Genomic DNA, 25128 nt, shown 5'->3' with positions numbered 1-25128 from the left:
CGGGGCTCAGGCGAGCCAGAGCGCGACCAGCTGAAGGCAGCCCAGTGCCATCAGCCCGGCCAGCGCGTCATCGGCCATCACGCCAAGCCCGCCCCCCAGGCTGCGGTCGGCCCAGCCGACCGGCCAGGGCTTGGCGATGTCGAAAAGCCGGAACAGGACGAAGCCGGCGAGAACCCAAGGCCAGCCCTGCGGCAGCAGGAAGAGGGCCAGCCACAGCCCCACCCATTCGTCGATGACGATCCAGCCCGGGTCCTCGCTGCCGGGCTGTCGGGTCAGCCGTTCGCTGACCCAGACGCCGAGCACGAAGACCAGGACGGTGACCGCGAGATAGGCCCAGGCCGGCAGCGGACGCAGCAGCCACCAGGGCAACAGCGCCGCCAGGGACCCGAAGGTACCCGGCGCCCGCGGCGCCAGGCCACTGCCCAGTCCGCTCGCGAGCAGCACCTGCCAATGCCAGGCCGGTGGTCGACTCATGTCGCCTCGCCGAAATGTTGCCAGGCCCCCGCCGCCGGCTCCCAGGATCCGCCTTCCGGCAACATCAGGCGGAGACCGGGCTCGGCGCGCAGGCTGCCGATGCGCGTGGCGAGCACCCCCACTGCCTGCAGCGCCTCCTCGACCGCCCGACGCTGCGAGGGGTCGGCGGTAAAGGCCAGTTCATAGTCGTCGCCCCCGCACAGCTGGTGGTTCCAACGCGCCTCGCGCTCGGGGAAGGCCTCGATGAGTGCCTGCGATGCGGGCAATGCGCCCAGCTGAAGGTCGGCGCCCGCCGAGGAGGCCCGCAGCACGTGTCCGAGATCGCCGTGAAGCCCGTCCGAAAGGTCGATCGCCGCGTGGGCCAGGCGCAGAAGGGCGCGCCCTGCATCCACCCTGGGTGTCGGCCGCAGCAGCCGCCCACGCAGGTAGCGGCCGGCCGCTTCGCCCAGCGCCAGCGCGGCCGATGCGTCACCCAGCGAGCCGGTGACCCAGAGGTCGTCGCCGACCCGGGCCGCATCGCGGCGCAGCGCCCGGCCGTGGGGCAACCAGCCCATCGCGGTGACGCAGAGCGAGAGCGGGCCGCGCGTGGTGTCGCCGCCGACCAGGGCCACCCGATGCGCCGCGCAGAGCTCGAGGAAGCCGTCGAGCAGGCCTGACAGCCAGGCGCGGTCGGCGCTGGGCATCGACAGGGACAGCGTGCACCAGGCGGGCTCCGCGCCCATCGCGGCGAGGTCGCTCAGATTCACGGCGGCCGCCTTGTAGCCGATGTCGGCGGCGGCGTGCGCGGCGTCGAAGTGGACGTCGGCGTTCAGCGTGTCGCAACTCACCGCGAGCTGTTGGCCCGGCGGCAAGGAGAGCAGGGCGCAGTCATCGCCGATACCGAGCAGCACCTCGCGCTGCGCGGCGCAGCGCTCGCGGATCATCGCGATCAGCTCGAACTCGGCCATGCGGGAGCCTGCCCTGACGGAAACCGCCATGTTGGCACAGCCGCCCGCACCCATGCCTGCCGCCGCCGGTCCGCAGTTGCGCCGCGGGGCTTGAGCCGGGGTCGCCGCTGCGGATAGCGTGCCCTGCATCCTCCGGCTCTGGAGCCTGGCTTGACGGTTTTCCCGCGACACCTGCTTCTGGCCGCCGCCCTCGGCCTGACCGCCCTGCCCGCGCTCTCCCAGGTGGGCAGCGAATGCGACGACCTGCGCGGCGAACCGATCGCCTTCGCGGTCGACTGGCAAACCGAGGTCAAACCAATCCTGGTCTCGCGCTGCATCAACTGCCACGGTCCGGGCCAGCGGCCGGATGTCAGCGACCAGAACGTCGACGCGATCTACAAGCTGATCGACACCTATGTGCGCCCGGGACAGCCGCTGCAGAGCCGGCTCTTCGACAAGATCAACTGCAACCTGCCGGGTGATGGCAGGAGTCGAATGCCACTGGCAGGCCAGCCGCTGCCGGCATTCGAGCAGGGCCTTATCTTTGACTGGATCAAGCAGGGCGCGCGCGGCGAGCCGGGGCCGCCCATCGACCGCGAGGGTCTGTTCTCGGACGGCCTGGAGTCGCGCCGCTTCTACTGACCCTGGCGGCTCAGCGGCGCCGCGACGCGGCGGACTCGGCGGCCCGCCACTCGCTGCAGGCGCGGTCGAGGACCCCGTTCACATAGGTGTGCCCGTGGTCGGCACCGAAGCGCTTGGCCGTCTCGACGGCCTCGTTGAGCACCACCCGATACGGAACGTCGGGGCGATACTTCAGCTCGTAGGCGGCCAGCCTCAACACCCCGCGCTCCACCGGATCGACCTGGTCGACCGGGCGGTCCAGGAAGGGCAGCAGCGCAGCGTCGATGTCCTCGACGTGGGCGATGAGGCCGCGCAGCAGATCCTCGAAGTAACCAAGGTCGGCCTGCTCGCGGGCCTGCTCGTGGGCGAATTCCTCGATGACGCGCTCCACCGGGCCGCCATTCATCTGCCAGGCGTAGACCGCCTGCAGCGCGCGCTTGCGCGCCCGCGACCGCAGAACCGGGTCGATGCCATCGCTGCGTCGCGTCTTCATGCCAGCTGCTCGATCAATTGCGCCATCTCCAGCGCGGCCAGCGCCGCTTCCTCACCCTTGTTGCCATGCGCGCCACCGGCGCGCGCTTCCGCATCCTCGTGTCGCTCCACGGCCAGGACACCGTTGGCAACCGGAATGCCTTCATCCAACGATACGCGCATCAGGGCCTCGGCACAGCGATCGGCCACATGCTCGTAGTGCCGGGTGTCACCGCGCACCACGCAGCCCAGCGCGACCACCGCGCGGTAGCGGCCGGAGCAGGCCGCGCGCTGCACCGCCAGCGGGATCTCCCAGGCGCCGGGCACCCGGATCACGTCCAGCGCGTCCGGGTCGAGACCGTTGCCGGCAAAGGTGCGCCGCGCGCCGTCGACCAGGGCATCGACGATGCGCGGGTTCCAGCGGCTGGCGACGATGGCGAAGCGATGACCGGCAGCGATGCGCAGGTCGCCTTCAAAGTGGGCCATGGAAAGCATGCGGGGAAAAACGGGCGAGCATTCTACCCGCTATGTCCGTGAATCACCCGCCACGCCCCTCTGGCCCTCCTTGAGCACGGCCATCCAGGCTTGGGCCCGACGCCATTCGCGCTGCACGGTGCTGCGCGATAGGCCGAGGGCTTCGGCGGTCTCCTGCTCACTCAGGCCGGCAAAGAAGCGGCACTCGACCACCCGTACCGGCCGCTCGCCCAGCGCCGTCAGTCGCTGCAGGGCCTGCTCCACCTCGACCACGTCGGCCGGCCCGACCTGCTCGACGGGCAACTGCTCGGCGGTGGCGCCCAGGGTGACCTGCAGCCAGTCGCCACCACGCTTGCCGGCCAGATGCCGGCGCGCGTGGTCGACCACGATCTGACGCATCGCCGAGGCGGCGATCGCCTTCAGGTGCAGGGCGTTCTCCGGCGTCAGGGCGCTGCCCAGCAGGCGCAGGCAGGCTTCCTGCACCAGGGCGCCGGTGTCCAGGGTCGGCCCGCGTCGATGCGGCGCCAGGGCACGCGCGGCCAGTCGCTGCAACTCGGGGTAGAGGTGGGCGAACAGCCGGTCGGCGGCCCTCCCCTCGCCGCGGCGCCAGCCATCGATCAAGGCCTGGAGCTCGCCGGCGACGGCGCTGGCGGTGGTGTCCTCGGGTGCGCTCATGCGCATACTGTCGCACGCCTCGGAGCGGCATTTCGATCCTCGCGGCGCGGACGCTATGCTCGCGAGCATGGACAGTCCTTCGCACCCCGCTCCAGCGGCCACGCTCGATGCAGCCCGCATGCAGCGCGCCGATGCCGAGCTTGACGCCCTGCTTGACGCTGACACCCCCACCCGCGAGGCGCGCATCGCCGCCCTGCACCGCGAGGATCCGGCCCTCGCCGGCATCGTGGCCCGCCTCCTCGACGCCTTTGACGCCGGCACGGCACGCGAAGGGCTGACCGGCGCGGCGGCCCGCCAGCTGATGCAGGCGACCCCGCTGGCCGCCGGCACGCGGATCGGCGCCTTTGTGATCGATGCCCTGCTCGGCCATGGTGGCATGGGCGAGGTCTACAGCGCGCATCGCGACGATGGCCAGTTCGCCCAGCAGGTGGCGATCAAGCGCATCCTCGATACGCCCCTGCTCGACCGCGAACAGGCCGCCGAGCACCTCGCCGCCGAGCGCGCCCTGCTCGCCCGGCTCAGCCACCCCGGCCTTGCCACCCTGATCGACGGCGGCGTCGACGCCGAGGGCTTCCCCTGGCTTGCCATGGAGCAGATCGAGGGACGCCGGCTCGATCATCTCGTGCGCGAAACCCAGCCCGACTTCAACACACGACTCGATCTGCTGTTGCAGGCGATCGATGCGGTCGCCTACGCCCACCGCCAACTGGTGGTACACGGCGATCTGAAGCCGGCGAACATGATGGTTGAGGACGACGGCCGGTTGCGCGTGCTCGACTTCGGCATCGCCCGCTCAGTGGGCGAGGATCGCGATCATCCGGCTCGGGGCTTCACACCCGGCTGGGCAAGCCCCGAGCAGCGGGCGGGACAATCGATCTCCACCGCCAGCGATCAGTATCAACTGGGTCTGATCGCTGGCTGGCTGCTCTTCGGTGATGCGCCGCACGAGCTGCCTTCTGGCACGCCGGATTCCACCGGACTAAGCCGCGGCCAGCTCACGGACCTGCGCAGCGTGCTCGATCGCAGTCTCCGGGACGATCCGGAAAAGCGCTATCCGTCGCTCACGATGTTTCGCCAGGACCTCCTCGCCGTCCGCGGACGCTTGCCGATCGCCGATCGCGCGGGTGAGCGCTGGTATGTGGCGAGGCGCTTCTTCCAGCGTCATCGGCTGCCCGTGTCGCTCGGTGTTCTGGCCCTCTTCGGCCTCGTGCTGGCATTGGCCGGCACGACCTGGCAGGCACGCATTGCCGCGGAAGAGCGAGACCGCGCACGGCTGGAAGCGCTGCGCCAGGACGCCTTGCGCGAACACCTGATGCTGATCTTCCGCGAGACCGGGGTGCAAGGCAGCGACCTGAACGCGAAGGCCCTGCTCGATGCCAGCGCCGCGCAGCTCGACACCCTGTACGCCGATGATCCCGAATTGCGTCGTCGTGTGCTGCTGGTGCTTGCCGAACTGTATTTCAACCTGCAGGACATGACGGCGGCACGCGCCTTGATCGAACGCTACCGCAGTCAGGTGGACGCTGACACCCCGTTCGTTGACCAGGCGATGGCGGCGCAGATCCACGCCATGGTGCTTCTGCGCCAGGGCGACGCGGTAGCCGCCGAAGCGCCACTGGTGGAGGCCGAAACGCTTGCCCAGGCGCTGCCACCACGTGCATCGCGCCTGCGCGGCGGCATCCTTGCCGCGCGAGCCAACTGGCTGCGCCAGCAGGGACGCCAGGACGAGGGCCTGGCAATGCAGGAGCAAGCCGTGGACATGATCGCCCAGGCTGGCGACGCCGGCATGCTGGTACTGGGCATTGAGCAGTCCAACCTGGGTGTGGGCCTGCTACAGGCACTGCGATTCGACGAGGCCGAGCACTACTTCCGCGAGGCGCTCGACACCTGGGAGCGCGGTGGACTGGAGGAGAACACCCATGCCCTCACCACGCTGGGCAACCTCGGCACCTCTGCCCTGCTGCGCGGCGATCTCGTCGCCGCCGAACAGAGCCTTCGAGTGGCCAAGGCTGGCCACGAGTCGGGTCGACCGGAGACCGGCGCCTATGCCAGCGTCCTGAGCAATCTCGCCCGCATCCGACTTGGCCTGGGCGACCCCTATGAAGCAAGGACGCTAGCCGACAAAGCGCTCGGCATCGCGCAGCGACTGAGCAGTGAGGAGTCGATGGATGTGGCAGGAGTGCGCTTGGTGCTGAGCGACATCGCGTTCGAGCAGGGTCAGCTTGAAGAGTCCCGGCACCTCGCGGCGCAGGCGCTCGCAGCGATGCAGGCGCTGGTACCGGCAGGGCATCCGCTGCCGCTCCGGGCCCAGCTTTCGCTGCAGCGCGTCGACCTTCGGCGCGACCCCACGACGGTGGGAGAACTCGAAGCACTCGCAAAGCAGTTGTCGGGTGCGCCGCCGATGCTGGCGCGAGGCGCGACCGCGGCGTGGCTGTGGGCGGCCGAGGCCCACTGCAGCGCCGGCAGGGCATCGGCCTGCGCAAGCGCTGCCGCAGCGGCCGCGCTAGTCGCCGAGCGTGTGCCGATCACGCCGATGGAGCAGCTCGAGATTCGCTTCTGGACGGCCTATGCTGAAGATCGCTACAGCGAGGCCGCGGCTCTGCTGTCCGCCTGGGTAACCGATCACGGCACCAGCCGCCCCAGGACCCAAGCCCTGCAGGAATGGCTGGAGGCTCGACTGCGGCGCGACTGACGCTCAGCCGAGCCCGGCAGGATGCGCCGGACGGCTTGGCCAGATCCTCGTCGCTGGACCTTGCCCTGTGCCGCGCGCAGGCAACGCCGCACGCCGCGACCGACTACGCTCAGGCACGGCAGAAACTCGCCGAGGCGGCGGGTGCAGACAACTGGCGATTGGCACGGCGGCCGGATGCCACGGCCGCCCAGTGACCGGGCTTTCCCGGCTGCGGAGCATCAATGCGCCGTGACCTCGTCTGGAATGCGCATGTGGGGCGCAAAGAAGACCTTCCACAACACCCGAATGTAGGAGCCAGCTTGCTGGCGATCGTCCCATCCGGGGCGCCTATCGCCAGCAAGCTGGCTCCTACAGCGGGACCGGGGCGAATGCGAACTTCGCGCCCATTGAAGCCATCCAAGTCGGCGACCACCGCAACCCACACTCAACGACGACCAACCCCGCCCGATGAGCGCGGCAAGCAGTCCTGGGCAATGACGCCGATCCACGCCACGCGCGCCGCAGCGGGCGGCGCGTCGGGCGCGGGACGTTACTGCGCTTGGATCAACGCCTCAAGCCGCAGCGCCAGCTCGCGGGCTTCGGGGATGCGCTTGAGCGCCTCGATTTCCGCGATCTCCACGGCGCGCTGGGCGTCCTGCCGTGCCTGGTTCAGTGGCGCGAGATCCGGCTGTTGCAGGCCTGTCTGCTCCAGCGCCACCTTGGCCGCCGCGGCTTCGGCAGCCAGTCGCTTGGCGACCGCCGAATCGCCGGTCTGGGCCTCGCGCGTGGCCTGGCTCATGAGGCCGTTGGCTTTCTCGACCAGTGGCAAGAGCGCGGGATGCGCGTCGCGGGCCTGCACCCAGGCGGTCTGCGCCTGACGGGTGGATTCAAGCGCGGCCAGCACTTGGGGATCTTCGTAGACGCGGGCATCGCGCTTGAACGGGCGCAGCTGCTGTTCCAGGTCGAACTTTGCCTGGAGAACGTCATCTGCACCCGCGGACCGCGCGGGCACCGCGGCGCTTGCGCTGCTGCCGGCAGCGGAGGGCGCTTCGCTTGAGCAGCCAAGCAGCAGCGCGCAGCACAACATCGAGCTACAGATGAGGGAGGTTTTCATGATCAGGTTCCTTGCTGAAGTGAGTTGAGGGTGTTCTACACGGTTGGACTGCTTGGAGAGGCCAGAACAACACTCGTCATGCCCGCGAAGGCGCACTGCTGTCCGGGGAAAGTCTAAATCCTCGAAACCTCGTCACCCCCGCGAAGGCGGGGGTCCAGCTCCTGCTCTGCAAGCCGTTGATCGGCACTCGAACAACTGGATTCCCGACTCCGCGGCAATGACGTTTCACCAAACCGTCGTTCAGGGACCCCATGGCGCGGGCCTTCGTCACACGGCCATCGATGCGGCGCGAGCAGCGCGCCAATCCGAAGCGAGACCGTCTATCCAGCACGCACGGCCTCAGCGCAGTAGCGCCATGGCGGCCTGCTCGAAGCCATTGGCGAAGATCGCCGGCTCCATCGCCAGCCCCTCGAGCGCGCCGACATCACAACTTGCCGTTCCGTCGCCATCCGCATCGATGTTGCGGGCGCGCCCGAGGGCGTCGGTCGGCGAGCAGCGCGACCAATCGGACGGGCTGGGTGCGCCGGCAGCGCCATTTTCCAGGGCAAGGCCACGCGGCTCGAAATCCCAGCGACCGGTTTCCGGAATGCCGACATCGGCCAGCGAGACACTTGTAGCGCCAAGAAACGCGCAGCTGTGCGTGCCCATGGCCAAATCGAGCGACTCCACGCTCAGGCTGTTGCCCTGAATTGGCGGCGGTGGTTTTGGGAAACCGCCCTGGTCACAGAAAGGCCATACGACCGCACTGCCATCCTCGTTGCTGACATGTCCGAACAGAACCGAATGGGAAACGTCCGCTCCCGCATCCGCCAGCTCGATCATGTAATACGGGCGCAGGAAGCCCGGCACCTGCGACAGAGTGGCCAGTACGATTGCGCCGTAGGTCACGTTTCGCTGGCGCAGCCGCGCCGAACCGCCCAGGAGTGACACCACAGCGCGATATACCTTCTCTTCGTTGAAGACCACGTTATCGAGGTCGAGGCGGCCGCCAAATCCTTCCGAAGGGTAGGAGCGCTGGTGCACCGCCGAGCCACCGAAAGCCTGATTGCGGGCGAAGACGCTGCGTCGGAGCACCGTGGACGAAGCACGACTGAAGACCGCGCCGCCGTCGCCGAACACCGAGCACGCAGACACCCCTTGCGGTACTGCCTGGCAATCCGTGCCTTGCACGGTGTTTTCCACGAACAGCGTGCCGGAAAAGCTCATGCCCCCGCGGTTGGCTGCGGTGTAGGCCACCGCGCCTCCGCCCGCTCCCCGGAACCCGTCGCGGTTGTTGGACGAAGCAGTGTTTCGCTCGAAGGTCGTGCCGATCACGATCAGCAGTCCGAACTCCATGGCAACTGCGCCACCGTGTGCAGCGAAGCCGCGGACCGACTGCGAGTTACCCAGCCATTCAGCTCGATTGTCGCGGAACAAGGCATCGCGAATGACTACGTTTCCATTGGCATAGAGCGCGCCGCCCTCCACTGGCCCCAGGCCGGCGCTGACCGTGCAGCCGAGGAATGCCACCCGCTCGATGGTGATCTGACTGAAGATTGGCGAGACTACTTCGGCGTCCAGACAGCCGCCACGTCGATCGCTGGTGCGAACCGTCGGACCAAGGTCCAGATCGCGCAGTGCGAAGCGCGTCACCGCTGCCCCCAGCTCAAGAACTCCGCTTCCCCGGACGCTGCTGATGCGAATCCGTCCCGGACTGTCGAGTGCGCCGGTGGCAAGGCCATGAATCGACACATCCGGATGGGTGATCAGGATCTCACTCGCGAGGATAATCTGCCGGAACGGCGCGGCCAGCGAGAAGCGGATCTCCTGCGCCTCTCCGGCTGAGGCTGCGTTGGCCTGCTCCACCGCCCAGCGCAGCGAGCCGATGCCGGCATCACCGTTCTGGGTAACGGTGTGGGTGGCCGCTTGGACACCGCCGGCGGCAAACAGCAGACAGGACAGTACCCCGGCAAGCGAGGCGAACAACGGGGGTAGGGGAAGAGCAGAACGGCCAGTCATGGAGGCATTCCTTTGGGACTGCCCCGGAGTACGGAGAAAGCGCGCGACCAGCGTCATCCCGGGGCAGCCAGCCGGCCCGGACTACGGCTGAGCGCCGTGGCCGAAGGGCGCTGACGCTGCCCGCTTGGTTTTCGCGTACTCCGCTGCAAGTCCCCATGGAGTGCGTCATGCGCCGTGCCTTGCTGCTCTGTTCTCTGCTTCCTGCCGCCGCCCTTGCCGCGCCCGCCGAGCGCTGGCTGGCTGATCCCTGCGCCCTGGTCGAAACCGGCGCGCTGTCGCAGCTGTATCCCGGCCTGCCCGGCAACGCCACGCTGTCCCGCGAGGCGCGCAGCGGGCGCTTCGAATCCGAATGCCTGCTGGTCGACAAGGCCGGGCAGCGCTCGCTGCGTCTGGTCCTGCATCCGGCCAAGGACACCGCGCGCGTGCAACGCCAGCTCGGCCGACTGGGCGAGGCGGGCGCCGAGCTTGACCTGCGCGTGGCTGACCGGCCCGCCGCGCTGAGCGCGCAGGGCGACTCGCTGAGCTGGGCGGAGGCGCACTGGATGCTGACCCTGGCCGGCTCGGAGCGCTTCGAGCGCAGCGCCGCGCTGGCCTTGGCCGAGCGCATCAGCCGGAGGATCGCCGAATGAACATGCCATTCCCACGCCACAGCCTCGCCGCTGCGCTGACCTTGCTGATCGCCACAGCGCCCGCGTCGGCGATCGATATCGTGGTCAGCAGCGCGGCCGACGATGGCCCCGGCTCGCTGCGTGCCGCTATCGACAGCGCCAACACCAGCGACGCCAACACGCCGGTGCGCATCCTGCTCCAGCTGCCTGCCGGCAACCGGACGATCAGCGCCAGCCTGGACGCGACGCCGATCAGCCATCCGGACGTGTCGATCATTGGCCCGGCCATCGACTTTGACGGCGAGCGGGTGCGCATCGAGTCGGCGGTGCCCAACAACGTGGCCCTGCTGCGGCTGGCCGATACGGTGCAGCGCTTCACCCTGCAGGATGTCGACCTGGCCCAGGGCGGCTCGGCAAGCGGACCCGGATGCCTGGACGGCATCGCCCTGCCCCTCAACGCAGAGGTCACGCTGACGCGCGTGCGCATGTCGGACTGCCAGCAGCTGCGCGGCAGCGACAGTGCGTTTGGCGGCGCAGTCGCGCTCAACGGCACGGTGACCATCGAGGACAGCCAGTTCACCGAGAACCGGGTGTTCTCGCCGGACGGCGCGGTCGGCGGCGCGTTGTCACACGCGATCGGCACCCTCACCATCCGCCGCAGCCTGTTCCGCGGCAACCTCGCCAACTCCGCGCCCACGCCCTCGGCGGGGTTCGGCGGGGCGATTGGCCTCGTGCAGTTCGGCAGCCCCAGCCGGCTGGTGCTCGACGAGGTGGCCTTCGAGGGCAACCGCGCTGATCTTGGCGGCGCCGTGCACACGCGCATTCCCGAGGCGGACATCACCCGCAGCAGCTTCCTGGGCAACGCCGCGGCATTCGGCTCCGCGGTCCATGCCTTCGCTCCCAACCTGCAGGCAGCGACCCGGCTCAGCCTCGGCAGCGTCAGCTTCATCGGCAACCAGGCCAGCCAGGCTGGCGCAGTCGACGTGCAGGGCACTACGGCGATCATCCGCCAGCGCAACGTCACGTATTTCGGAAACGCCGCCGGCGATACCAGCGTGGACCGCCCGGGCGCCCATCTCAGCGTGCGCGGGGCGCGCATCCAGGACACCCATAGCACCCTGTTTGCGCAGGTGGCCAGCGAGGTCAGTGGCGGACCGACCGGCGCGGCGGCGGCCTGCGCAATCAGCCTGGCGCCGGGCCCGGTGGTGATCGGCGGCGCCAACCTGTTTGCCGATGGCAGCTGCACCGCCTTCGACGCCAGCGGCGCCAACCTGGTCAATGCCGATCTCGTCGCGAACGGCTTCAGTGATCGCGGCATCGCCTTCGTCGAGCTGGGCGAGAACAGCGATGCGCTGGATGCCGGTGTGGCGCTGGCCCCGGACGACGGCGATTTCAGCCGCTGCACCGCGACCGACACCCTGCGCACGCCGCGCCCCTCGGATGGCGACCTGGATGGCACCGCACGCTGCGACGTGGGCGCCTTCGAGCTCGACCGCAGCCGGATCTTCGGCGATGGCTTCGAGTAGCGGCCCGCACTGCGCGCGCCGCCTTGGCTCAGCCCTTGGCGTACTCGCGGTAGCCGACGATCTCCAGCCCGTAGCCGGCCAGGCCCACCTGCCGGCGCGGGGTGCCGAGCACGGTCAGCTTGCCAAGGCCTAGGTCGGCGAGGATCTGCCCACCGGCGCCGTTCCGGCGCCACTGCTGCAGGGCGCCCTCGCGGCCGGCCTTGGCCGGCGCCGGCTCCTCGCGGACGCGTGCCAGCAGGGTTTCCGGCTCGAACTGCTCGGCCAGCACCACCAGCACGCCGCAGCCTTCGGCGGCGATCTGTGCCATCGCCTCGCCGAGCGGCAGGCCGAAATCCGGCCGCCGCCAGCGCAGCACGTCGGCCAGCGGATTCTTCACGTGCACGCGCACCAGGGTCGGTGAATCGGCCTGTGGTGTGCCGCGCACCATCGCGAAGTGCAGCGCGCCGCCCAGGCGGTCGCGGTAGCTGTGCAGGGTGAAGGGGCCGTGCTCGGTGTCGATCTGCCGGCTGTCGACCCGTTCGACCGTGTGCTCGGTCTCCAGCCGATGGCGGATCAGATCCTCGATCGAGCCCATCTTCAGGCCGTGCTCGCGGGCGAACACCTCGAGCTGCGGCCGGCGCGCCATGCTGCCGTCCTCGTTGAGAATCTCGACCAGCACGCCGGCCGGCTCCAGACCGGCAAGGCGTGCCAGGTCGCTGGCTGCTTCGGTATGCCCGGCGCGGGTCAGCACGCCGCCCGGCTGGGCCATCAGCGGGAAGATGTGGCCGGGCTGGTGCAGGTCCTCGGGCGCGGCATCCGGGCGCACCGCCGTGCGGATGGTGTGCGCGCGGTCATAGGCCGAGATGCCGGTGGTGACGCCCTCGGCAGCCTCGATGCTGACGGTGAAGTTGGTGTGGTGCTGGGAGCGGTTGTGCTGGACCATCGGCGCCAGCCCGAGCTGGCGCGCGCGCTCGCGGGTGATCGACAGGCAGACCAGACCGCGCGCGTGGGTCACCATGAAGTTGATGTCGGTGGGCTTGACCAGCTCGGCGGCCATGATCAGGTCGCCCTCGTTCTCGCGGTCCTCGTCGTCGACGATCACCACCATGCGCCCCTGGCGCAGCTCCTCGAGCAGCTCGGACACGGGTGCAAAACTCATCGTTCCATCCTCGCTTGCAGCAGGCGCTCGGCATAGCGCGCGATCAGGTCGACCTCGAGGTTCACCGCATCGCCAACGCGGGTCTCGGAGAACCGCGTATGGCTCACCGTGTGCGGGATCAGCGCGACCTCGAAGCCTTCATCGTCCACCGCGTTGACGGTCAGGCTGACCCCATCGACGGCAATCGAACCCTTGTGCGCGATGTAGCGCAGCAGCTGGGCAGGGGCGGCAAAGCGCCAGCGCTGGGCGCGCGCATCGTCGTGCACCGACACCACTTCGCCAAGGCCGTCCACGTGCCCGGAGACGATATGCCCGCCGAACCGCGTGGTCGGCAGCATGGCACGCTCTAGGTTGACCGCGCTGCCTTCGCGCCACTGGCCGAGCGTCGTGCAGGCCAGCGTTTCGGTCGACACGTCGGCAGCAAAGCGGCTGGCGTCGAAATCGATGACGGTCAGGCAGCAGCCGCTGCAGGCGATGCTCTCGCCGAGCTCGACCGCCTCGAACGGCAGGCTGCCGACCTCGACATGCAGCCGCAGGTCGCCGCCGCGCGGCTCCAGCGCGGCCACGCGGCCGACGCCCTGAATCAATCCGGTGAACATGGGGTCTCCTCGGGGCGCTGGTGGTCCGACAGCGGTCGCAGCCGCCAGCGCAGGTCGTCGCCCAGAAAGCGGCGGTCGACGGTTTCGAAACGGAAGCGTTGCATCATCGCGGTGAGATCGATGTCGTCGAACAGCGGGCGGGCGCCGCTGCCCAGCACGCAGGGCGCCTGGTAGAGCAGCAGCTCGTCGACCCAGCCTCCCCGCAGCAGGGCGCCGGCGAGGCGCGCACCGCACTCGACCTGCAGTTCGTTGATACCGCGCTCCCCAAGGGTCATCAGCAGGGCGGACAGATCAACGCCCCGTTCGGCGGCGGGCAGCTCGATCTGCTCGCATCGCGGCAGTTCGGCGAGACTGCCCTTTGGCCCTGCCAGCCAGACCGGCGCCAGCCCATCGGCCAGCAGGCGTGCGCCGATGGGCACGCCGCCCTCGCCGCAGACCACGATCCGCACCGGCGCAGCCAGCTCGGCGTCGACCCGCGCGGTCAGGGCCGGATCGTCCGCCCGCACGGTGGCGCTGCCGGTCATAACCGCACTGCTGCGGGCACGCCAGCGCTGCACGTCGGCGCGGGCCGCCTCGCCGGTGATCCACTTCGACTCGCCATTGGCCAGGCCGGTGCGGCCGTCGAGGCTGCTTGCCAGCTTCAGGCGCAGCCAGGGCCGTCCGCGCTCGATCCGCGAGAAGAAACCGATGTTCAGCTCCCTCGCCTGATCCTGCAGCAGACCATGCTCGACCTCGATACCCGCGGCGCGCAGCCGCTCGCTGCCGCGGCCGTCGACTTCCGGAAAGGGATCGTGCGCCGCCACCGCCACCCGTTCCACCCCCGCCGCGACCAGGGCTTCCGCGCAGGGCGGTGTGCGGCCGTGATGGGCACAGGGCTCAAGGGTCACGTAGGCCGTGGCGCCGCGCGCAGCCTCGCCGGCCTCGCGCAGGGCGAAGACCTCGGCATGCGGTCCGCCGGCGCGCTGATGCCAGCCTCGGCCGACGATGCGATCCTCCCGTGCAATGACGCAGCCCACCCGGGGGTTCGGGTCGGTGGTCCACAGTCCGCGCTCGGCCAGGCGAAGGGCCTCGGTCATGCAGGCATGGTCGAAGGCGGAGAACCCGCTCATGCGCGGGCCAGCTCGCGGCACATCACGGTGACCGGTGTCGACTGGACCTTGCCCTGGTGGCTGACCTGCCAACCGAGCGAAAGGTAGAGCGCCGAATGCTCCAGGGTGAACAGCCATAGCCGCGGATAGCCGGCCTGCCGCGCGGCCTCCTCGGCGGCCAGGATCAGCCGGCGCCCCAGCCCGCGACCGCGCTCTGCCGGCCGCACATAGAGACTGGCCAGCCACGGGCCAGCCACTTCGCTGAGCTCGTCGGCATCCTTCTCCACCACGCTGACCGAACCCATCAGCACGCCCAGCTTCTCGACGACCCAGGTCCCGGGGCAGGCGTCGGAGCGCGCGTGGACCCTGAGCTCGCGGCGGCACGCCGCGAGTGACCAGGCGCTGCCGTACAGCGGCCCCCATTCGGCGTAATGCCAGTCGGCCAGCCTGTCCACCCACTCCGGCCTCTCGGCGAGCGGGCGGATCCGCAGCTCGCTCACTTGCGCGCCTTCTCGACCGCGTCGAGCAGCGGCAGCTGCAGGCCCTCGAGCGAGGGCAGGTCGCGCTCCAGCTTTTCGATCTCCTCGCGGAACGCCTGCACGTCCTCGAAGCTTCGATAGACGGAGGCGTAGCGGACGTAGGCCACCTGGTCGAGCTTCTTCAGTTCGGCCATCACGCATTCACCGACCCGCAACGAGGGCAACTCGCGCTCACCGGCCAGACGCAACGCGCGGATCACCTCGCGCACCGCATGCTCGATCTTCTCGGCCGGTACCGGCCGCTTCTGCAGTGCGCGGTCGAAGCTGGTGCGCAGCTTGCGTTCGTCGAAGGCCTCGCGGCGGCCGTCGCTCTTGACGATGCTCGGCAGCTTGATCTCGGCGGTCTCGAAGGTCGAGAAGCGCTCGCCGCAGGTCTCGCACTCGCGCCGCCGTCGGATGGTCGTGCCCTCGTCGGCCAGACGCGAGTCGATGACCCGGGTGTTCTCGTGCTGGCAGAAGGGGCAGTGCATCAGGCGTCCGTGATTCGTGGTGGGTGATTGGTGATTCGCAAGAGCAGGCCGGTGCGGCCCGGATGCTTTCGTTCTGTCGAATCACGAATCACGAATCACCCATCACGCCAATCAGGCATATACCGGGAACGCGCGGCACTGCGCGGTGACGGCTTCGCGCACGCGGGCGATGACGGCCTCGTCGGTGGGGGCATCCAGCACGTCGGCCATCCAGCCGGCCAGGTCGCGACACTCCTTCTCGGTGTAACCGCGGGTGGTGACCGCCGGCGTACCGATGCGCAGGCCCGAGGTGACGAAGGGCGAGCGGGGATCGTTGGGCACCGCGTTCTTGTTCACGGTGATATGGGCGGCGCCGAGTGCGGCCTCGGCGTCCTTGCCGGTGACCTCGCGGCCGATCAGGTCGATCAGCATGAGGTGGTTCTCGGTGCCGCCGGAGACGATCTTGTAGCCGCGCTCGATCAGCGTGGCGGCCATCGCCTGGGCATTCTTGACCACCTGCTGCTGATACGCCTTGAAGCCCGGCTCCAGCGCTTCCTTGAACGCCACCGCCTTGGCGGCGATGACGTGCATCAACGGGCCGCCCTGGGTGCCGGGGAAGACCAGCGACTGGAACTTCTTCTCGAGGGCCTCGTTGGCGCGGGCGAGGATGATGCCGCCGCGCGGGCCGCGCAGGGTCTTGTGCGTGGTCGAGGTGACCACGTCGGCATGGGGTACCGGGTTGGGATAGACCCCGGCGGCGACCAGACCGGCGACATGGGCCATGTCGACGAAGAAGTAGGCGTCCACCGACTTGGCGATCGCTGCCATGCGCTCCCAGTCGATCTTCTGCGAATAGGCGGAGAAACCGCCGACCAGCATCTTCGGGCGGTGCTCCTGCGCCAGCCGCTCGATCTCGGCGTAGTCGATCAGGCCGTTCTCGTCGACCCCGTACTGCACCGCGTTGAAGATCTTGCCGCTGAAGTTGACCTTGGCGCCGTGGGTGAGATGGCCGCCGTGGGCGAGGCTCATGCCGAGGATGGTCTCGCCCGGGCTGAGCAGGGCCAGATAGACCGCGGCATTGGCCTGCGAGCCGGAATGCGGCTGGACGTTGGCGTAGTCGGCGCCGAACAGCTGCTTGACCCGCTCGATCGCCAGACGCTCGGCAACGTCGACATGCTCGCAGCCGCCGTAGTAGCGCTTGCCCGGGTAGCCTTCGGCGTACTTGTTGGTGAGCACGCTGCCCTGGGCTTCCATGACCCGTTTGCTGGCGTAGTTCTCGGAGGCGATCAGCTCGACGTGATCCTCCTGGCGGACCAGCTCGGCGGCCATCGCCTCGGCCAGCTCGGGATCGAATTCGGCAATACGCGGAACAGGGCTTACCATCGGGCCTTCACCAGGTCGGGAAACAACGCTCTAGCTTAGCCGATCGGCCGCGGCCAGGGTGTGCAAGGAGGCTGAGAAGCATCATGGAAGACAGCCAGCCGAGTCTGCGGCAAGCAGAGCAGGCCGAACGCGCCGGCCAGCCCTCGGTCGCGCTCGATCACCTGAAGACCCACCTGCAGCGCCATGCCGGCGACGCCCGGGCCTGGGCGCTGGCGGCGCGCTGCCTTCGCCAGCTGGGCGGGCTTGGTGAAGCCCACGGGGCTGCGCAGCGGGCGCTGGGCCTCGATCGCGCGCAGCCCGCGGCCTGGCGCGAGCTGGGCGTCATCGAGCGCCTCGCCGGACGGCCCGATGCGGCCGAGCGCAGCCTGCGCCAGGCCCTGGCACTGGACCCGGACGATGCGCAGGGCCAGCGCGAGCTGGCCCTGACCCTGGCCCGAACCCGGCCCGCCGAGGCCCTGTCCCTGCTCGACGCCCTGCCCGGAGCACTCCCCCAGGGGGATGCCCTGCTCCACGCCCAGCTGATGCTGGCGGCCGGGGCGGCGGAGCGGGCGCGAGTGGCCTTCGATGCGCTGCTGCAAGGCGGCAGCTCCGATCTGGCGGTGGTTCGCGGCGCCTACTGGTCGCGGGTCATGGCCGGGGAGCGCAGCGCCCGCCGACGTGAGCTTGCGGCACAGCTGTGCGCGCTGCAGCCGGGCGCCGAGCCGTGGCTGAATCGCGCCCAGGAAGACCTTGAGGCGGGCGAGTTCGCTGCGGCCCGCGAGGCGATCGAGGAAGCCGCGCGTCGGGAGCCCGCTCATCCCGGGCCGGCCTGGGCGCGCTTCCAGATCCCGCCCGATCCGGCGCCCGCCTCGGAGGAAGCGCAGCTCGCCTATTGCCGCGCCTGGCAGGAGGGCGTGGAGCGCTTCGCCCGGGATGTCGATTCGGGGCGCCTGACCGGCCCCGCGCTGATCGACTGCGTCGGCTTCTGCAGCGCCTTCTACCGTCACTACCTTGGCGACTCCGTGCCGGGCCAGGCGGACTACGGGCGGCTGGTGGGCCGGATCATGGCCGCCAGCGGAATCGCCCCGGCGGAGGCCGCGACGGACGGACCGCCGCGTCGGATCGGCGTGGTCTCGGCCCACCTGCGCGAGCACACGGTGGCCCGGCTGTTCGTGCCGCTGCTGGAGCAGCTGGCTGGCGACTTCGACTGGCACTTCTTCTCGCTGGATGCACGCGAGGACGCCTGGACGCAGCGGGTGGCGCGCATCGGCACCCTGCACCGCGGCGCGGGCGGCATACGCGAATGGGCAGCGCGCATCGGCGCAGCCCGACCGGACGTGCTGCTCTACCCCGAGATCGGCATGGACGCACGCACCCTCGCGCTGGCGGCGCTGCGCCTTGCGCCGCGCCAGGCTGCGCTCTGGGGCCACCCGGTCAGCCCGGGCCTGCCGACCCTTGATGCCGTGCTCAGTCCCGACGCCCTGGAGCCCGCCGATGGCGCGGCGCACTACGCCGAGCCGCTGGTGCGCCTGCCCGGGCTTGGCCACGGACTGCGCGAAGCCGACCTGCCGGAGCCGCGCGAACCCGAGCTCAACCTTCGTGAGGGCGAGATCCCCCTGCTCTGCGCGCAGACCGTCTACAAGCTGCTCCCCGCCCAGGACGTCCTGTTCGCGCGGATCCTGGCCCGCCTGCCCAAGGCGCGCCTGCATCTGCTGGTCGACCCGCGGACACCGGTGCGCGAGTTCATCGCCCGTCGGCTTGGCGCGGCGCTCGAGGCCGCCGGCGTCGATCCCGCACGGCAGCTCGCCCTGCACGGCTTTCTGCCGCTGCCGGAGTATCTGGGCCTCGCCCGCAGCTTCCGGCTCAATCTGGATACGCTCGGCTGGTCCGGAGGAATGAGCGCGCTGGACCTGCTCGCTCAGGGTCTGCCGACGATTGCCCTGCCCGGCGCCCGGATGCGCTGCCGGCAGACCGCTGCCCTGCTGGAACGGCTCGGGGTCGGGGAACTGATCGCCCGCAATGCGGACGACTACGTCGACAAGGTGGTGGCCCTGGCCCCCGATGCGGACCGCTGTGCGGCCCTGTCCGCCCGCCTGCGCGAGCGCCGCGGGCAACTGTTCGATGACGGCCGGGTCGCGCCCTTCCTCGACGCCTGGCTGCGCGGCGAGTCAGCGCCCCGCTGAGGCCCCGGGCCGGCGCGGCGCGTGGCCGCGTGTCGGCCTTTGGTAGATAATGCCGCTCTTTTGGCCGCCCGCGGCCGCCAGGATCAGTCAGGACGCCATGCAGTACATCTACACCATGAACGGGGTCAGCAAGACCGTTCCCCCGAAGCGCCAGATCATCAAGGACATCTCGCTGTCCTTCTTTCCCGGCGCCAAGATCGGTCTGCTCGGCCTGAACGGCGCCGGCAAGTCGACCGTGCTGCGGATCATGGCCGGCGTCGACAAGGACTTCGTCGGCGAAGCGCGCCCGCAGCCCGGGATCAAGGTCGGCTACCTGGAGCAGGAACCGCGTCTGGATCCGAGCCAGACCGTGCGGCAGGCGGTCGAGGAAGGCGTCGGCGAGGTCCTGCAGGCGCAGGCCAAGCTGGAAGAGGTCTACGCCGCCTACGCCGAGGAAGGCGCCGATTTCGACGCCCTGGCCAAGGAGCAGGAGCGCCTCGAGGCCATTCTCGCTGCCGGCGATGCCCACACCCTCGAAAACCAGCTCGAAGTGGCCGCCGACGCGCTGCGCCTGCCGCCATGGGACGCCGTCATCGGCAACCTGTCGGGCGGTGAGAAGCGCCGCGTGGCGCTGTGCCGCCTGCTGCTGCAGAAGCCCGACATGCTGCTGCTCGACGAGCCGACCAACCATCTCGACGCCGAGTCGGTGGAATGGCTGGAACAGTTCCTCGCCCGCTACACCGGCACCGTGGTGGCGGTCACCCATGACCGCTACTTCCTCGACAACGCAGCCGAGTGGATCCTCGAGCTCGATCGCGGCCGTGGCATTCCGTGGAAGGGCAACTACACCGAGTGGCTGGTGCAGAAGGACGAGCGCCTGAAGCAGGAAGAAAACCAGGAGAAGGCGCGCCAGAAGGCGATCCAGAAGGAGCTCGAGTGGGCGCGGCAGAACGCCAAGGGCGGCCGCAGCAAGGGCAAGGCGCGCCTCGCCAAGCTGGAGGAGCTGCAGTCGGTCGACTACCAGAAGCGCGCGGAAACCAACGAGATCTTCATCCCGCCGGGTGAGCGCCTCGGCAACAACGTCATCGAGTTCAAGAACGTCAGCAAGAGCTACGGCGACCGCCTGCTGATCGACGACCTCAGCTTCATCATGCCGCCGGGCGCCATCATCGGCATCATCGGCCCGAACGGCGCCGGCAAGTCGACCCTGTTCCGCATGCTGATCGGCCAGGAGAAGCCTGACTCGGGCGAGATCAACGTCGGCCCGACGGTGAAGCTGGCTTACGTCGACCAGAGCCGCGAGAAGCTGGAAGGCAACCACAACGTCTTCCAGGAAGTCTCCGGCGGCAGCGACATCCTCAACATCAATGGCGTCGAGATCCAGTCACGCGCCTACATCGGCCGCTTCAACTTCAAGGGCCAGGACCAGCAGAAGCTGGTCGGCACGCTGTCAGGCGGTGAGCGCGGCCGCCTGCACCTTGCCAAGACCCTGCTGCAGGGCGGCAACGTGCTGCTGCTCGACGAGCCCTCCAACGACCTCGACGTGGAAACCCTCCGCGCGCTCGAAGACGCTCTGCTTGAATTCCCCGGCTGCGCGCTGGTGATCTCGCACGACCGCTGGTTCCTCGACCGTATCGCGACGCACATCCTCGCCTTCGAGGGCGACTCGCACGTCGAGTTCTTCCAGGGCAACTATCGCGAGTACGAGGAAGACAAGAAGCGTCGCCTCGGCGACGAAGCGGCGAGGCCACACCGCCTGCGCTTCAAGGCGCTCAAGTAAGCGGCGACCCCGATGGCGCGCCCCCGGCGCGCCGCGATCGCCACCAGGCACGCAGCGCCGCCCACGGATAGTGGGCGGCGAGCAGGCTGGCCAACAGCAGGCTGGTCCAGGCACCCGCCGTGGGCCGATCGAACTTGCTGTAGTAGCGCCACAGGCCGCGGTGCTTCTGCCATTCCACCCAGAACGGGCGGCGCCGGCTGCTGGTGCCCTTGAGGTGACGCACCCTCACCCGCGGTGCGATGCCGACCCAGGCGCCCGAATCGCGCACCCGGCGGCACAGGTCAAGATCCTCGAAGTGCAAACGGTAGCCGGCGTCGAAGCCGCCGACCGATTCGAACAGGCAGCGCGGGATCAGCATCAGGGCGCCGGAAATCGCCTCAAGCGGCTCGAACCGCGGCGCGGGGCCGCGGCCGGCGGCCTGCCATTCCGGTTGATCGAGATCGATGCGGCCGGCCAGCACCCGCGGCGGGGTCGGCGCAAGGCGCCGCGAGGCAGGCTGGGGACGGCCATCGGCCTCGAGCAGCTGCGCGCCGAGCAGGCCGTCGCCGGGCTGCTCGGCCGCCACGTCGAGCAGGGCGCCAAGGCTGTCCGGCTCAAGCAGGCAATCCGGATTGAGGAACAGCAGGACATCGCCGGCCGAGGCCGCCGCGCCCTGGTTGCAGGCGGTGGCGAAGCCGGGATTGCCGGCATTGCTCAGTACCCGTAGGCGATCGTCTTCCGGCAGCTCGCCGCGCCAGTTGTCGATCGAGCCATTGTCCACCACCATCAGTTCCACCAGGGCGGGCTGGGCGAGCGCCGCGCGCAAGCAGGCCGCCAGGGTGGCGGCACTGTTGTGCAGCACGACGACGGCACTCACGGTGGGCACTTCGCTCACGATCGGGTGGCCGGCCCCGGCGCTCGCGGGGCGATCAGCGGACTAGATCCGGCAGCTGCCAAGGAAGTCCCCGGCGCGCGCCGCGGCGGCCTCGCGAATGGCTGGCCAGGCGCGCAGGCCACGGGCCAGCACGGCGGCCTGCTCGCGGAAGCGCGCAGCGCTCTGCGCCGCGCTGGCCTCCTCTGGCCAACCGGCAAAGCGCGGCGGCTTGCGCTCGACCACGGCGCGGCCATTGGCTTCGATCTGCGCCCGCAGGTCGGCGAAGAACCAGTCGGGAATAGGCGCCCGCTGCGCCGCTGCCAGCACCTGCTGCATCTGGGCGATCAGGGTGGTGCGGCGATAGGCGAGGAACTCGCCGAGGTAGGCAAGCAGGTTGCGCTCGCTGCCGGCAGCGAGGTCCTCGATGCGCGCGGCGATCGCGGCGGCGCGAGCCTCGGGCGCCTCGGCGTGGATCTCGTCGGCGCTGCGCATGATGAGGTCGGCCAGGCTCTGGTTGACGTCCGGCGTATCCGCCTGCGCATACAGGGCCGAGCGGTCGCGCCCCTGCTGCGGTCGATGGCCCACCGACCAGGGCACGTGCAGCTGGACGCTGCCCGGATGCATGGCGCTGGCCAGCGCGTTGAACACCGCGTCCTCGCTGCGGCCGAAGGGGCTGGTGCAGGGCAACAGCAGGCTGTTGTCGACGCTGAAGGGGGTGAACTGGGCAAGCCGGGTGGCGGCGAAGGCCGAGCACCCGAACCACACCGCCGGGTCGCCGCGCAGCTGCCGGTAGCGCGCCTCGTCGGCAAGCAGACCGGCGCGGGCCTGCGGATCCAGCAGGAGCAGCCAGTTGACCCCGGAGGCGCAGGAACCGCCCCGGTGGCCGTTCACCGCCATGCTGACGCGCAGATCACCGCGCAGCAGGGGCTCGACGCTGGGCATGCGCCCGACCAGCTCTTCGCGACCGAAGCGCAGCCGTCCATCGCGGACCAGCTCGCCGAGCGTGCGGCCGCAAAGGTCGAGCAGGGTCGAGGCCGCATCCGGATCAACCTCGCCGACCGACATCGCCTCGTCCTGCGCGGAGAAGGTGCGCGGCGCCCAGGCCAGGGCCTCGTGCTGCAGCGAGGCGCTGGCCTCGGGATGGCGGGCGAGCGGGAACAGGTTGTCGTCATCGAGCAGCAGGTGTCGGCGCCCGGCACTGAGCAGGGTGATCAGGTTGCGCCCCTGGCCGCCGCCGACCGGGCCGCGATAGCCCGGATCGTGGCGCAGCAGCTGGCCCAGCAGCTCGGCGTGCTCGGGCAGCTCGGCAGCCAACGCCTGCTCGAAGGCCTGCCAGCGGTCCGGGGTGACATGGAAGACTTCCCGTCCGCCGGCTGAGGACAGCCGGGCGGCGTGCTGCTCGACCGAAGTCGCCTCGCGCGAGTCATCCATCACCACCAGTCGTTCCAGCGCAGCTTCGCCATCCGGCAGGCTGTCGAGCAGGGCGGAGAGCTGCTCGGGCCGGTCGCAGGCGCGTACGAACAGGCCGGCATGCTCGGCCACCGGCACCGCCGGGACCGAGGTCATGCGGCGCAGGAATGCATCATCGCTGACCAGCAGGCCACGGGAGGTCAGGCCCTCGAGCACGCGGCGGACGGCCGCCTCCTGTCCGGCCAGTCCCTGCACCCGGGACGCGACGTTCTTTACATGCTCGTCCATCGTCGCGAAGGGGCGGCAGAGCTCGAGCGCCTCGATCACCTGGGCGGTCATCACGTGCGAGCGATTCGACTCGGGATCGAAGAACACCACCTCCTCGTTGCCGAGCGAGGCCATACGGCCGCCGATCGATGCGTACAGCGGAACATCCCCGAGGGACGAGCGGGCGGCATGGGTTGGGGTGTTCAAGATCCTTCTCCTTTTTCCTGGGCGTCCTGCGACGCGGCGAGGCGGGCGCGCAGCTGCTCGACCTCGGCCTCCAGCTCGAGGATCCGGTGGCCCGCACGGATGCCTTTCCGGATCTCCTCGTCATAGTGGCGATAGACGCTTTCCGCGGCATCACCGAACAGATGGAGCGAGGGCAGCGCCGAAAGCGCCGCCTCGCTGCGTGCGCAGAGCGCGATCCAGTACATCGGCTCATAGGCCATGCCCGGCTGCTCTGCGCCCTCGACGTTGGCCTGCCAGCCTTGCTGTCTTCCGGGTGACCAGATCACCGACTGGAACAGCAGCTTCTGGCCCCACAGGGCGATCGCCGGGAAGTGCCGCCGCAGCAGGGCCTCGAACTCAGCCCGGTACAGCTCCCGCACGTGGAACGGGTTGTCGTGCCCGGCAAGGTCGCTGTAGACGCGCTTGTCCGGGGTCGAGATCAGCAGCAGGCCGTCCTCGGTGAGGACACGCGCGAAGCCTTCGAGCAGCGCTTCCTGGCGCTCTACGTGCTCCAGCGTCTCGAAGCTGCAGACCAGATCGAAGCTGGCCGACTCGAGTGATTCGAGGCGCGTCGCGTCGCCGCTCTCGAAGCGCAGCGCGGGCCGATCGGCGTAGCGCCGTTGCGCATGCGCCACCGCTTCGGGGTCGATGTCGACGCCGAGCACGGAGCGGGCACCGGCCGAGGCGAGCATGGCGCTGCCGAAGCCTTCGCCGCTGGCCGCATCGAGTACGCGCCGGCCATTGGCGAGCTGGGCCGCGAAGGCATAGCGATGCAGGTGCTCATACCAGATCTCGCGCACGCACTCGGGCGTGAATCGCTCGCCGGTGAAGGGCAGTGCCGGGTCTTGTCGATCGCTCACGAAGGGATTCCGGACTCGCGCTCGAGCAGCTCGGCGAGTCGATCGCGCAAGGGCCGCAGCGGGTCCTCGCAGATGAAGGTGGCCACCCGCTCATTGTAATCGGGGTAGCGCGCGGTCAGCCGGCGCAGATTCTCACCACCCGGACTGTGGCCGGTCCCCGCGAACGAGGCATGCCCCTCATGGGCCACGTAGGCGGTGGGACAGAGCACGTTGCGCCAGCCGTGGCCGGCCGCGCGCCGGCAGAAGTCATTTTCCTCGCCGTAGCCGCGGCCGAAGGTCGCCTCGTCGAAACCGCCCAGCGTGGTCCAGGCGCTTCCGCGGACGAACATCGCGAAGCCGACGCCGGTCGGCAACTCGGGCGGCTGCACGTCAACCATCTGCGCCGCCGCGCGGCCAATCGCCTTCAGCGCCCGCTGCCCTGGGATCGGTGCCGCGATGCAAAGCTGGGGAAACGAGCAGATCTCGGCGTTGTTCGACCAGGGGGTGGCGGTGGCGATACGCGGATCGACCTCGGCGCAGCGCACCATGGCCTCGAACCAGCCCGGTGCGGGCACGGTGTCGGTATTGAGCAGAATGGCGTCCTCGCCGCCCAGCCGGGCCATCGCGGCATTGACGTTGCCGACGAAACCCCGGTTCTGCCTTGACCGCTCAACATGCACTTCCAGCGCCGTGCCGGCCTGCCAGCGCTCGATCAAGGGCGCGACTGCGGCATCGGTCGAGGCGTCGTCGCAGAGCAGCACCCGCTCGCCGGGCGACAGGGTCTCGTCCAGGGCCTCAAGGCAGCGCTGCAGCGCCGCCGGCGCATTGAACACGGGGATCAGTACCCAGGGCCGCATGC

23 protein-coding genes are annotated in these 25128 nt (G+C 69.7%); 6 read left to right on the top strand and 17 right to left on the bottom strand.

Features of this window, described 5'->3' with window-relative positions; all coding sequences use genetic code 11:
• Positions 1-6: 6 nt before the first annotated feature.
• Both M0G41_RS13135 and thiL read right to left on the bottom strand, forming a co-directional pair.
• A complete protein-coding gene (locus M0G41_RS13135; protein WP_248210145.1) occupies positions 7-474 on the bottom strand; it encodes a phosphatidylglycerophosphatase A family protein in 468 nt (155 codons plus the stop codon).
• Positions 471-1421, bottom strand: coding sequence for a thiamine-phosphate kinase (thiL, locus tag M0G41_RS13130; protein ID WP_248210144.1), 951 nt, complete (start codon positions 1419-1421; stop codon positions 471-473). The genes M0G41_RS13135 and thiL overlap by 4 nt, the downstream gene beginning before the upstream one ends.
• Positions 1422-1571: 150 nt before the next feature.
• On the opposite strand from thiL, the gene M0G41_RS13125 reads away from it, so the two are divergent.
• Entirely contained in the window at positions 1572-2042 is a 471-nt protein-coding gene (locus M0G41_RS13125; protein ID WP_248210142.1) for a hypothetical protein, read from the top strand.
• Positions 2043-2052: 10 nt separating this feature from the next.
• On the opposite strand, the gene nusB is transcribed toward M0G41_RS13125, so the two are convergent.
• From nusB to M0G41_RS13110, 3 genes are read right to left on the bottom strand one after another with little or no spacing between them, the layout of a single operon-like run.
• Positions 2053-2514 (bottom strand): transcription antitermination factor NusB, encoded by a 462-nt coding sequence (gene nusB / locus M0G41_RS13120; protein WP_248210141.1) that lies wholly within the window; start codon positions 2512-2514, stop codon positions 2053-2055.
• Positions 2511-2978, bottom strand: coding sequence for a 6,7-dimethyl-8-ribityllumazine synthase (gene ribH, locus M0G41_RS13115; protein WP_248210139.1), 468 nt, complete (start codon positions 2976-2978; stop codon positions 2511-2513). The genes nusB and ribH overlap by 4 nt, the downstream gene beginning before the upstream one ends.
• 39 nt (positions 2979-3017) lie before the next feature.
• Positions 3018-3641 (bottom strand): ECF-type sigma factor, encoded by a 624-nt coding sequence (locus tag M0G41_RS13110; protein ID WP_248210137.1) that lies wholly within the window; start codon positions 3639-3641, stop codon positions 3018-3020.
• Between M0G41_RS13110 and M0G41_RS13105 the strand changes: the two genes are divergently transcribed.
• Entirely contained in the window at positions 3640-6333 is a 2694-nt protein-coding gene (locus M0G41_RS13105; protein WP_343226489.1) for a protein kinase domain-containing protein, read from the top strand. The genes M0G41_RS13110 and M0G41_RS13105 overlap by 2 nt on opposite strands.
• 529 nt (positions 6334-6862) lie before the next feature.
• On the opposite strand, the gene M0G41_RS13100 is transcribed toward M0G41_RS13105, so the two are convergent.
• The gene (locus M0G41_RS13100; RefSeq protein WP_248210133.1) at positions 6863-7396 is read right to left on the bottom strand and encodes a hypothetical protein; all 534 of its coding nucleotides are present in this window, start codon (positions 7394-7396) and stop codon (positions 6863-6865) included.
• A 369-nt stretch (positions 7397-7765) separates the two neighbouring features.
• The gene (locus M0G41_RS13095; RefSeq protein WP_248210132.1) at positions 7766-9424 is read right to left on the bottom strand and encodes a hypothetical protein; all 1659 of its coding nucleotides are present in this window, start codon (positions 9422-9424) and stop codon (positions 7766-7768) included.
• A 167-nt stretch (positions 9425-9591) separates the two neighbouring features.
• Between M0G41_RS13095 and M0G41_RS13090 the strand changes: the two genes are divergently transcribed.
• The gene (locus M0G41_RS13090) at positions 9592-10053 is read left to right on the top strand and encodes a hypothetical protein (RefSeq protein ID WP_248210130.1); all 462 of its coding nucleotides are present in this window, start codon (positions 9592-9594) and stop codon (positions 10051-10053) included.
• Complete coding sequence (locus M0G41_RS13085; RefSeq protein ID WP_248210128.1) at positions 10050-11558, top strand: hypothetical protein; 1509 nt, start codon at positions 10050-10052, stop codon at positions 11556-11558. Before M0G41_RS13090 ends, M0G41_RS13085 begins: the two co-directional genes overlap by 4 nt.
• 28 nt (positions 11559-11586) lie before the next feature.
• Here M0G41_RS13085 and ribB read toward each other — a convergent pair whose 3' ends face one another.
• The 6 genes from ribB to glyA all read right to left on the bottom strand — a co-directional run bounded on the left by ribB (position 11587) and on the right by glyA (position 16754).
• Complete coding sequence (gene ribB / locus M0G41_RS13080; RefSeq protein WP_248210126.1) at positions 11587-12696, bottom strand: 3,4-dihydroxy-2-butanone-4-phosphate synthase; 1110 nt, start codon at positions 12694-12696, stop codon at positions 11587-11589.
• Complete coding sequence (locus M0G41_RS13075) at positions 12693-13295, bottom strand: riboflavin synthase (protein ID WP_248210123.1); 603 nt, start codon at positions 13293-13295, stop codon at positions 12693-12695. Before M0G41_RS13075 ends, ribB begins: the two co-directional genes overlap by 4 nt.
• Positions 13280-14404, bottom strand: a complete 1125-nt coding sequence (gene ribD, locus M0G41_RS13070) for a bifunctional diaminohydroxyphosphoribosylaminopyrimidine deaminase/5-amino-6-(5-phosphoribosylamino)uracil reductase RibD (protein WP_248210122.1) — start codon at positions 14402-14404, stop codon at positions 13280-13282. The genes M0G41_RS13075 and ribD overlap by 16 nt, the downstream gene beginning before the upstream one ends.
• Positions 14401-14883 (bottom strand): GNAT family N-acetyltransferase, encoded by a 483-nt coding sequence (locus tag M0G41_RS13065; RefSeq protein ID WP_248210121.1) that lies wholly within the window; start codon positions 14881-14883, stop codon positions 14401-14403. The genes ribD and M0G41_RS13065 overlap by 4 nt, the downstream gene beginning before the upstream one ends.
• Positions 14880-15392, bottom strand: coding sequence for a transcriptional regulator NrdR (nrdR, locus tag M0G41_RS13060; RefSeq protein ID WP_248210119.1), 513 nt, complete (start codon positions 15390-15392; stop codon positions 14880-14882). The genes M0G41_RS13065 and nrdR overlap by 4 nt, the downstream gene beginning before the upstream one ends.
• Before the next feature lie 111 nt (positions 15393-15503).
• Entirely contained in the window at positions 15504-16754 is a 1251-nt protein-coding gene (gene glyA / locus M0G41_RS13055) for a serine hydroxymethyltransferase (RefSeq protein WP_248210110.1), read from the bottom strand.
• Positions 16755-16837: 83 nt separating this feature from the next.
• Between glyA and M0G41_RS13050 the strand changes: the two genes are divergently transcribed.
• Together M0G41_RS13050 and ettA are read left to right on the top strand one after the other, a co-directional pair.
• Positions 16838-18916, top strand: a complete 2079-nt coding sequence (locus tag M0G41_RS13050) for an O-linked N-acetylglucosamine transferase family protein (RefSeq protein WP_248210108.1) — start codon at positions 16838-16840, stop codon at positions 18914-18916.
• A 97-nt stretch (positions 18917-19013) separates the two neighbouring features.
• Positions 19014-20675 (top strand): energy-dependent translational throttle protein EttA, encoded by a 1662-nt coding sequence (gene ettA, locus M0G41_RS13045; protein WP_248210106.1) that lies wholly within the window; start codon positions 19014-19016, stop codon positions 20673-20675.
• Here ettA and M0G41_RS13040 read toward each other — a convergent pair.
• The 4 genes from M0G41_RS13040 to M0G41_RS13025 are packed head-to-tail and all read right to left on the bottom strand — an operon-like array spanning position 20668 to position 25126.
• Complete coding sequence (locus M0G41_RS13040; RefSeq protein ID WP_248210105.1) at positions 20668-21531, bottom strand: glycosyltransferase; 864 nt, start codon at positions 21529-21531, stop codon at positions 20668-20670. The two genes, ettA and M0G41_RS13040, sit on opposite strands and share 8 nt — an antisense overlap.
• A gap of 60 nt (positions 21532-21591) precedes the next feature.
• Positions 21592-23412, bottom strand: coding sequence for a DEAD/DEAH box helicase (locus tag M0G41_RS13035; protein ID WP_248210103.1), 1821 nt, complete (start codon positions 23410-23412; stop codon positions 21592-21594).
• Entirely contained in the window at positions 23409-24290 is an 882-nt protein-coding gene (locus tag M0G41_RS13030) for a class I SAM-dependent methyltransferase (RefSeq protein ID WP_248210101.1), read from the bottom strand. Before M0G41_RS13030 ends, M0G41_RS13035 begins: the two co-directional genes overlap by 4 nt.
• Positions 24287-25126, bottom strand: a complete 840-nt coding sequence (locus tag M0G41_RS13025) for a glycosyltransferase family 2 protein (protein WP_248210099.1) — start codon at positions 25124-25126, stop codon at positions 24287-24289. The genes M0G41_RS13030 and M0G41_RS13025 overlap by 4 nt, the downstream gene beginning before the upstream one ends.
• Between the last annotated feature and the right edge of the window lie 2 nt (positions 25127-25128).

The organism is Pseudomarimonas salicorniae, from assembly GCF_023156535.1.
Taxonomy (GTDB): domain Bacteria; phylum Pseudomonadota; class Gammaproteobacteria; order Xanthomonadales; family Xanthomonadaceae; genus Pseudomarimonas; species Pseudomarimonas salicorniae.
Note: the sequence above shows the minus strand (reverse complement) of the source record. Positions and strands in the feature narration are given on the sequence as shown.

Bases quoted from the DNA above. Each gene is read 5' to 3' on its own strand.
- M0G41_RS13135 (WP_248210145.1), bottom strand. From the start codon at position 474: ATGAGTCGACCACCGGCCTGGCATTGGCAGGTGCTGCTCGCGAGCGGA.
- thiL (WP_248210144.1), bottom strand. From the start codon at position 1,421: ATGGCCGAGTTCGAGCTGATCGCGATGATCCGCGAGCGCTGCGCCGCG.
- nusB (WP_248210141.1), bottom strand. From the start codon at position 2,514: ATGAAGACGCGACGCAGCGATGGCATCGACCCGGTTCTGCGGTCGCGG.
- ribH (WP_248210139.1), bottom strand. From the start codon at position 2,978: ATGGCCCACTTTGAAGGCGACCTGCGCATCGCTGCCGGTCATCGCTTC.
- M0G41_RS13105 (WP_343226489.1), top strand. From the start codon at position 3,640: ATGCGCATACTGTCGCACGCCTCGGAGCGGCATTTCGATCCTCGCGGC.
- M0G41_RS13110 (WP_248210137.1), bottom strand. From the start codon at position 3,641: ATGAGCGCACCCGAGGACACCACCGCCAGCGCCGTCGCCGGCGAGCTC.
- M0G41_RS13095 (WP_248210132.1), bottom strand. From the start codon at position 9,424: ATGACTGGCCGTTCTGCTCTTCCCCTACCCCCGTTGTTCGCCTCGCTT.
- M0G41_RS13090 (WP_248210130.1), top strand. From the start codon at position 9,592: ATGCGCCGTGCCTTGCTGCTCTGTTCTCTGCTTCCTGCCGCCGCCCTT.
- M0G41_RS13085 (WP_248210128.1), top strand. From the start codon at position 10,050: ATGAACATGCCATTCCCACGCCACAGCCTCGCCGCTGCGCTGACCTTG.
- ribB (WP_248210126.1), bottom strand. From the start codon at position 12,696: ATGAGTTTTGCACCCGTGTCCGAGCTGCTCGAGGAGCTGCGCCAGGGG.
- M0G41_RS13075 (WP_248210123.1), bottom strand. From the start codon at position 13,295: ATGTTCACCGGATTGATTCAGGGCGTCGGCCGCGTGGCCGCGCTGGAG.
- ribD (WP_248210122.1), bottom strand. From the start codon at position 14,404: ATGAGCGGGTTCTCCGCCTTCGACCATGCCTGCATGACCGAGGCCCTT.
- nrdR (WP_248210119.1), bottom strand. From the start codon at position 15,392: ATGCACTGCCCCTTCTGCCAGCACGAGAACACCCGGGTCATCGACTCG.
- glyA (WP_248210110.1), bottom strand. From the start codon at position 16,754: ATGGTAAGCCCTGTTCCGCGTATTGCCGAATTCGATCCCGAGCTGGCC.
- M0G41_RS13050 (WP_248210108.1), top strand. From the start codon at position 16,838: ATGGAAGACAGCCAGCCGAGTCTGCGGCAAGCAGAGCAGGCCGAACGC.
- ettA (WP_248210106.1), top strand. From the start codon at position 19,014: ATGCAGTACATCTACACCATGAACGGGGTCAGCAAGACCGTTCCCCCG.
- M0G41_RS13025 (WP_248210099.1), bottom strand. From the start codon at position 25,126: ATGCGGCCCTGGGTACTGATCCCCGTGTTCAATGCGCCGGCGGCGCTG.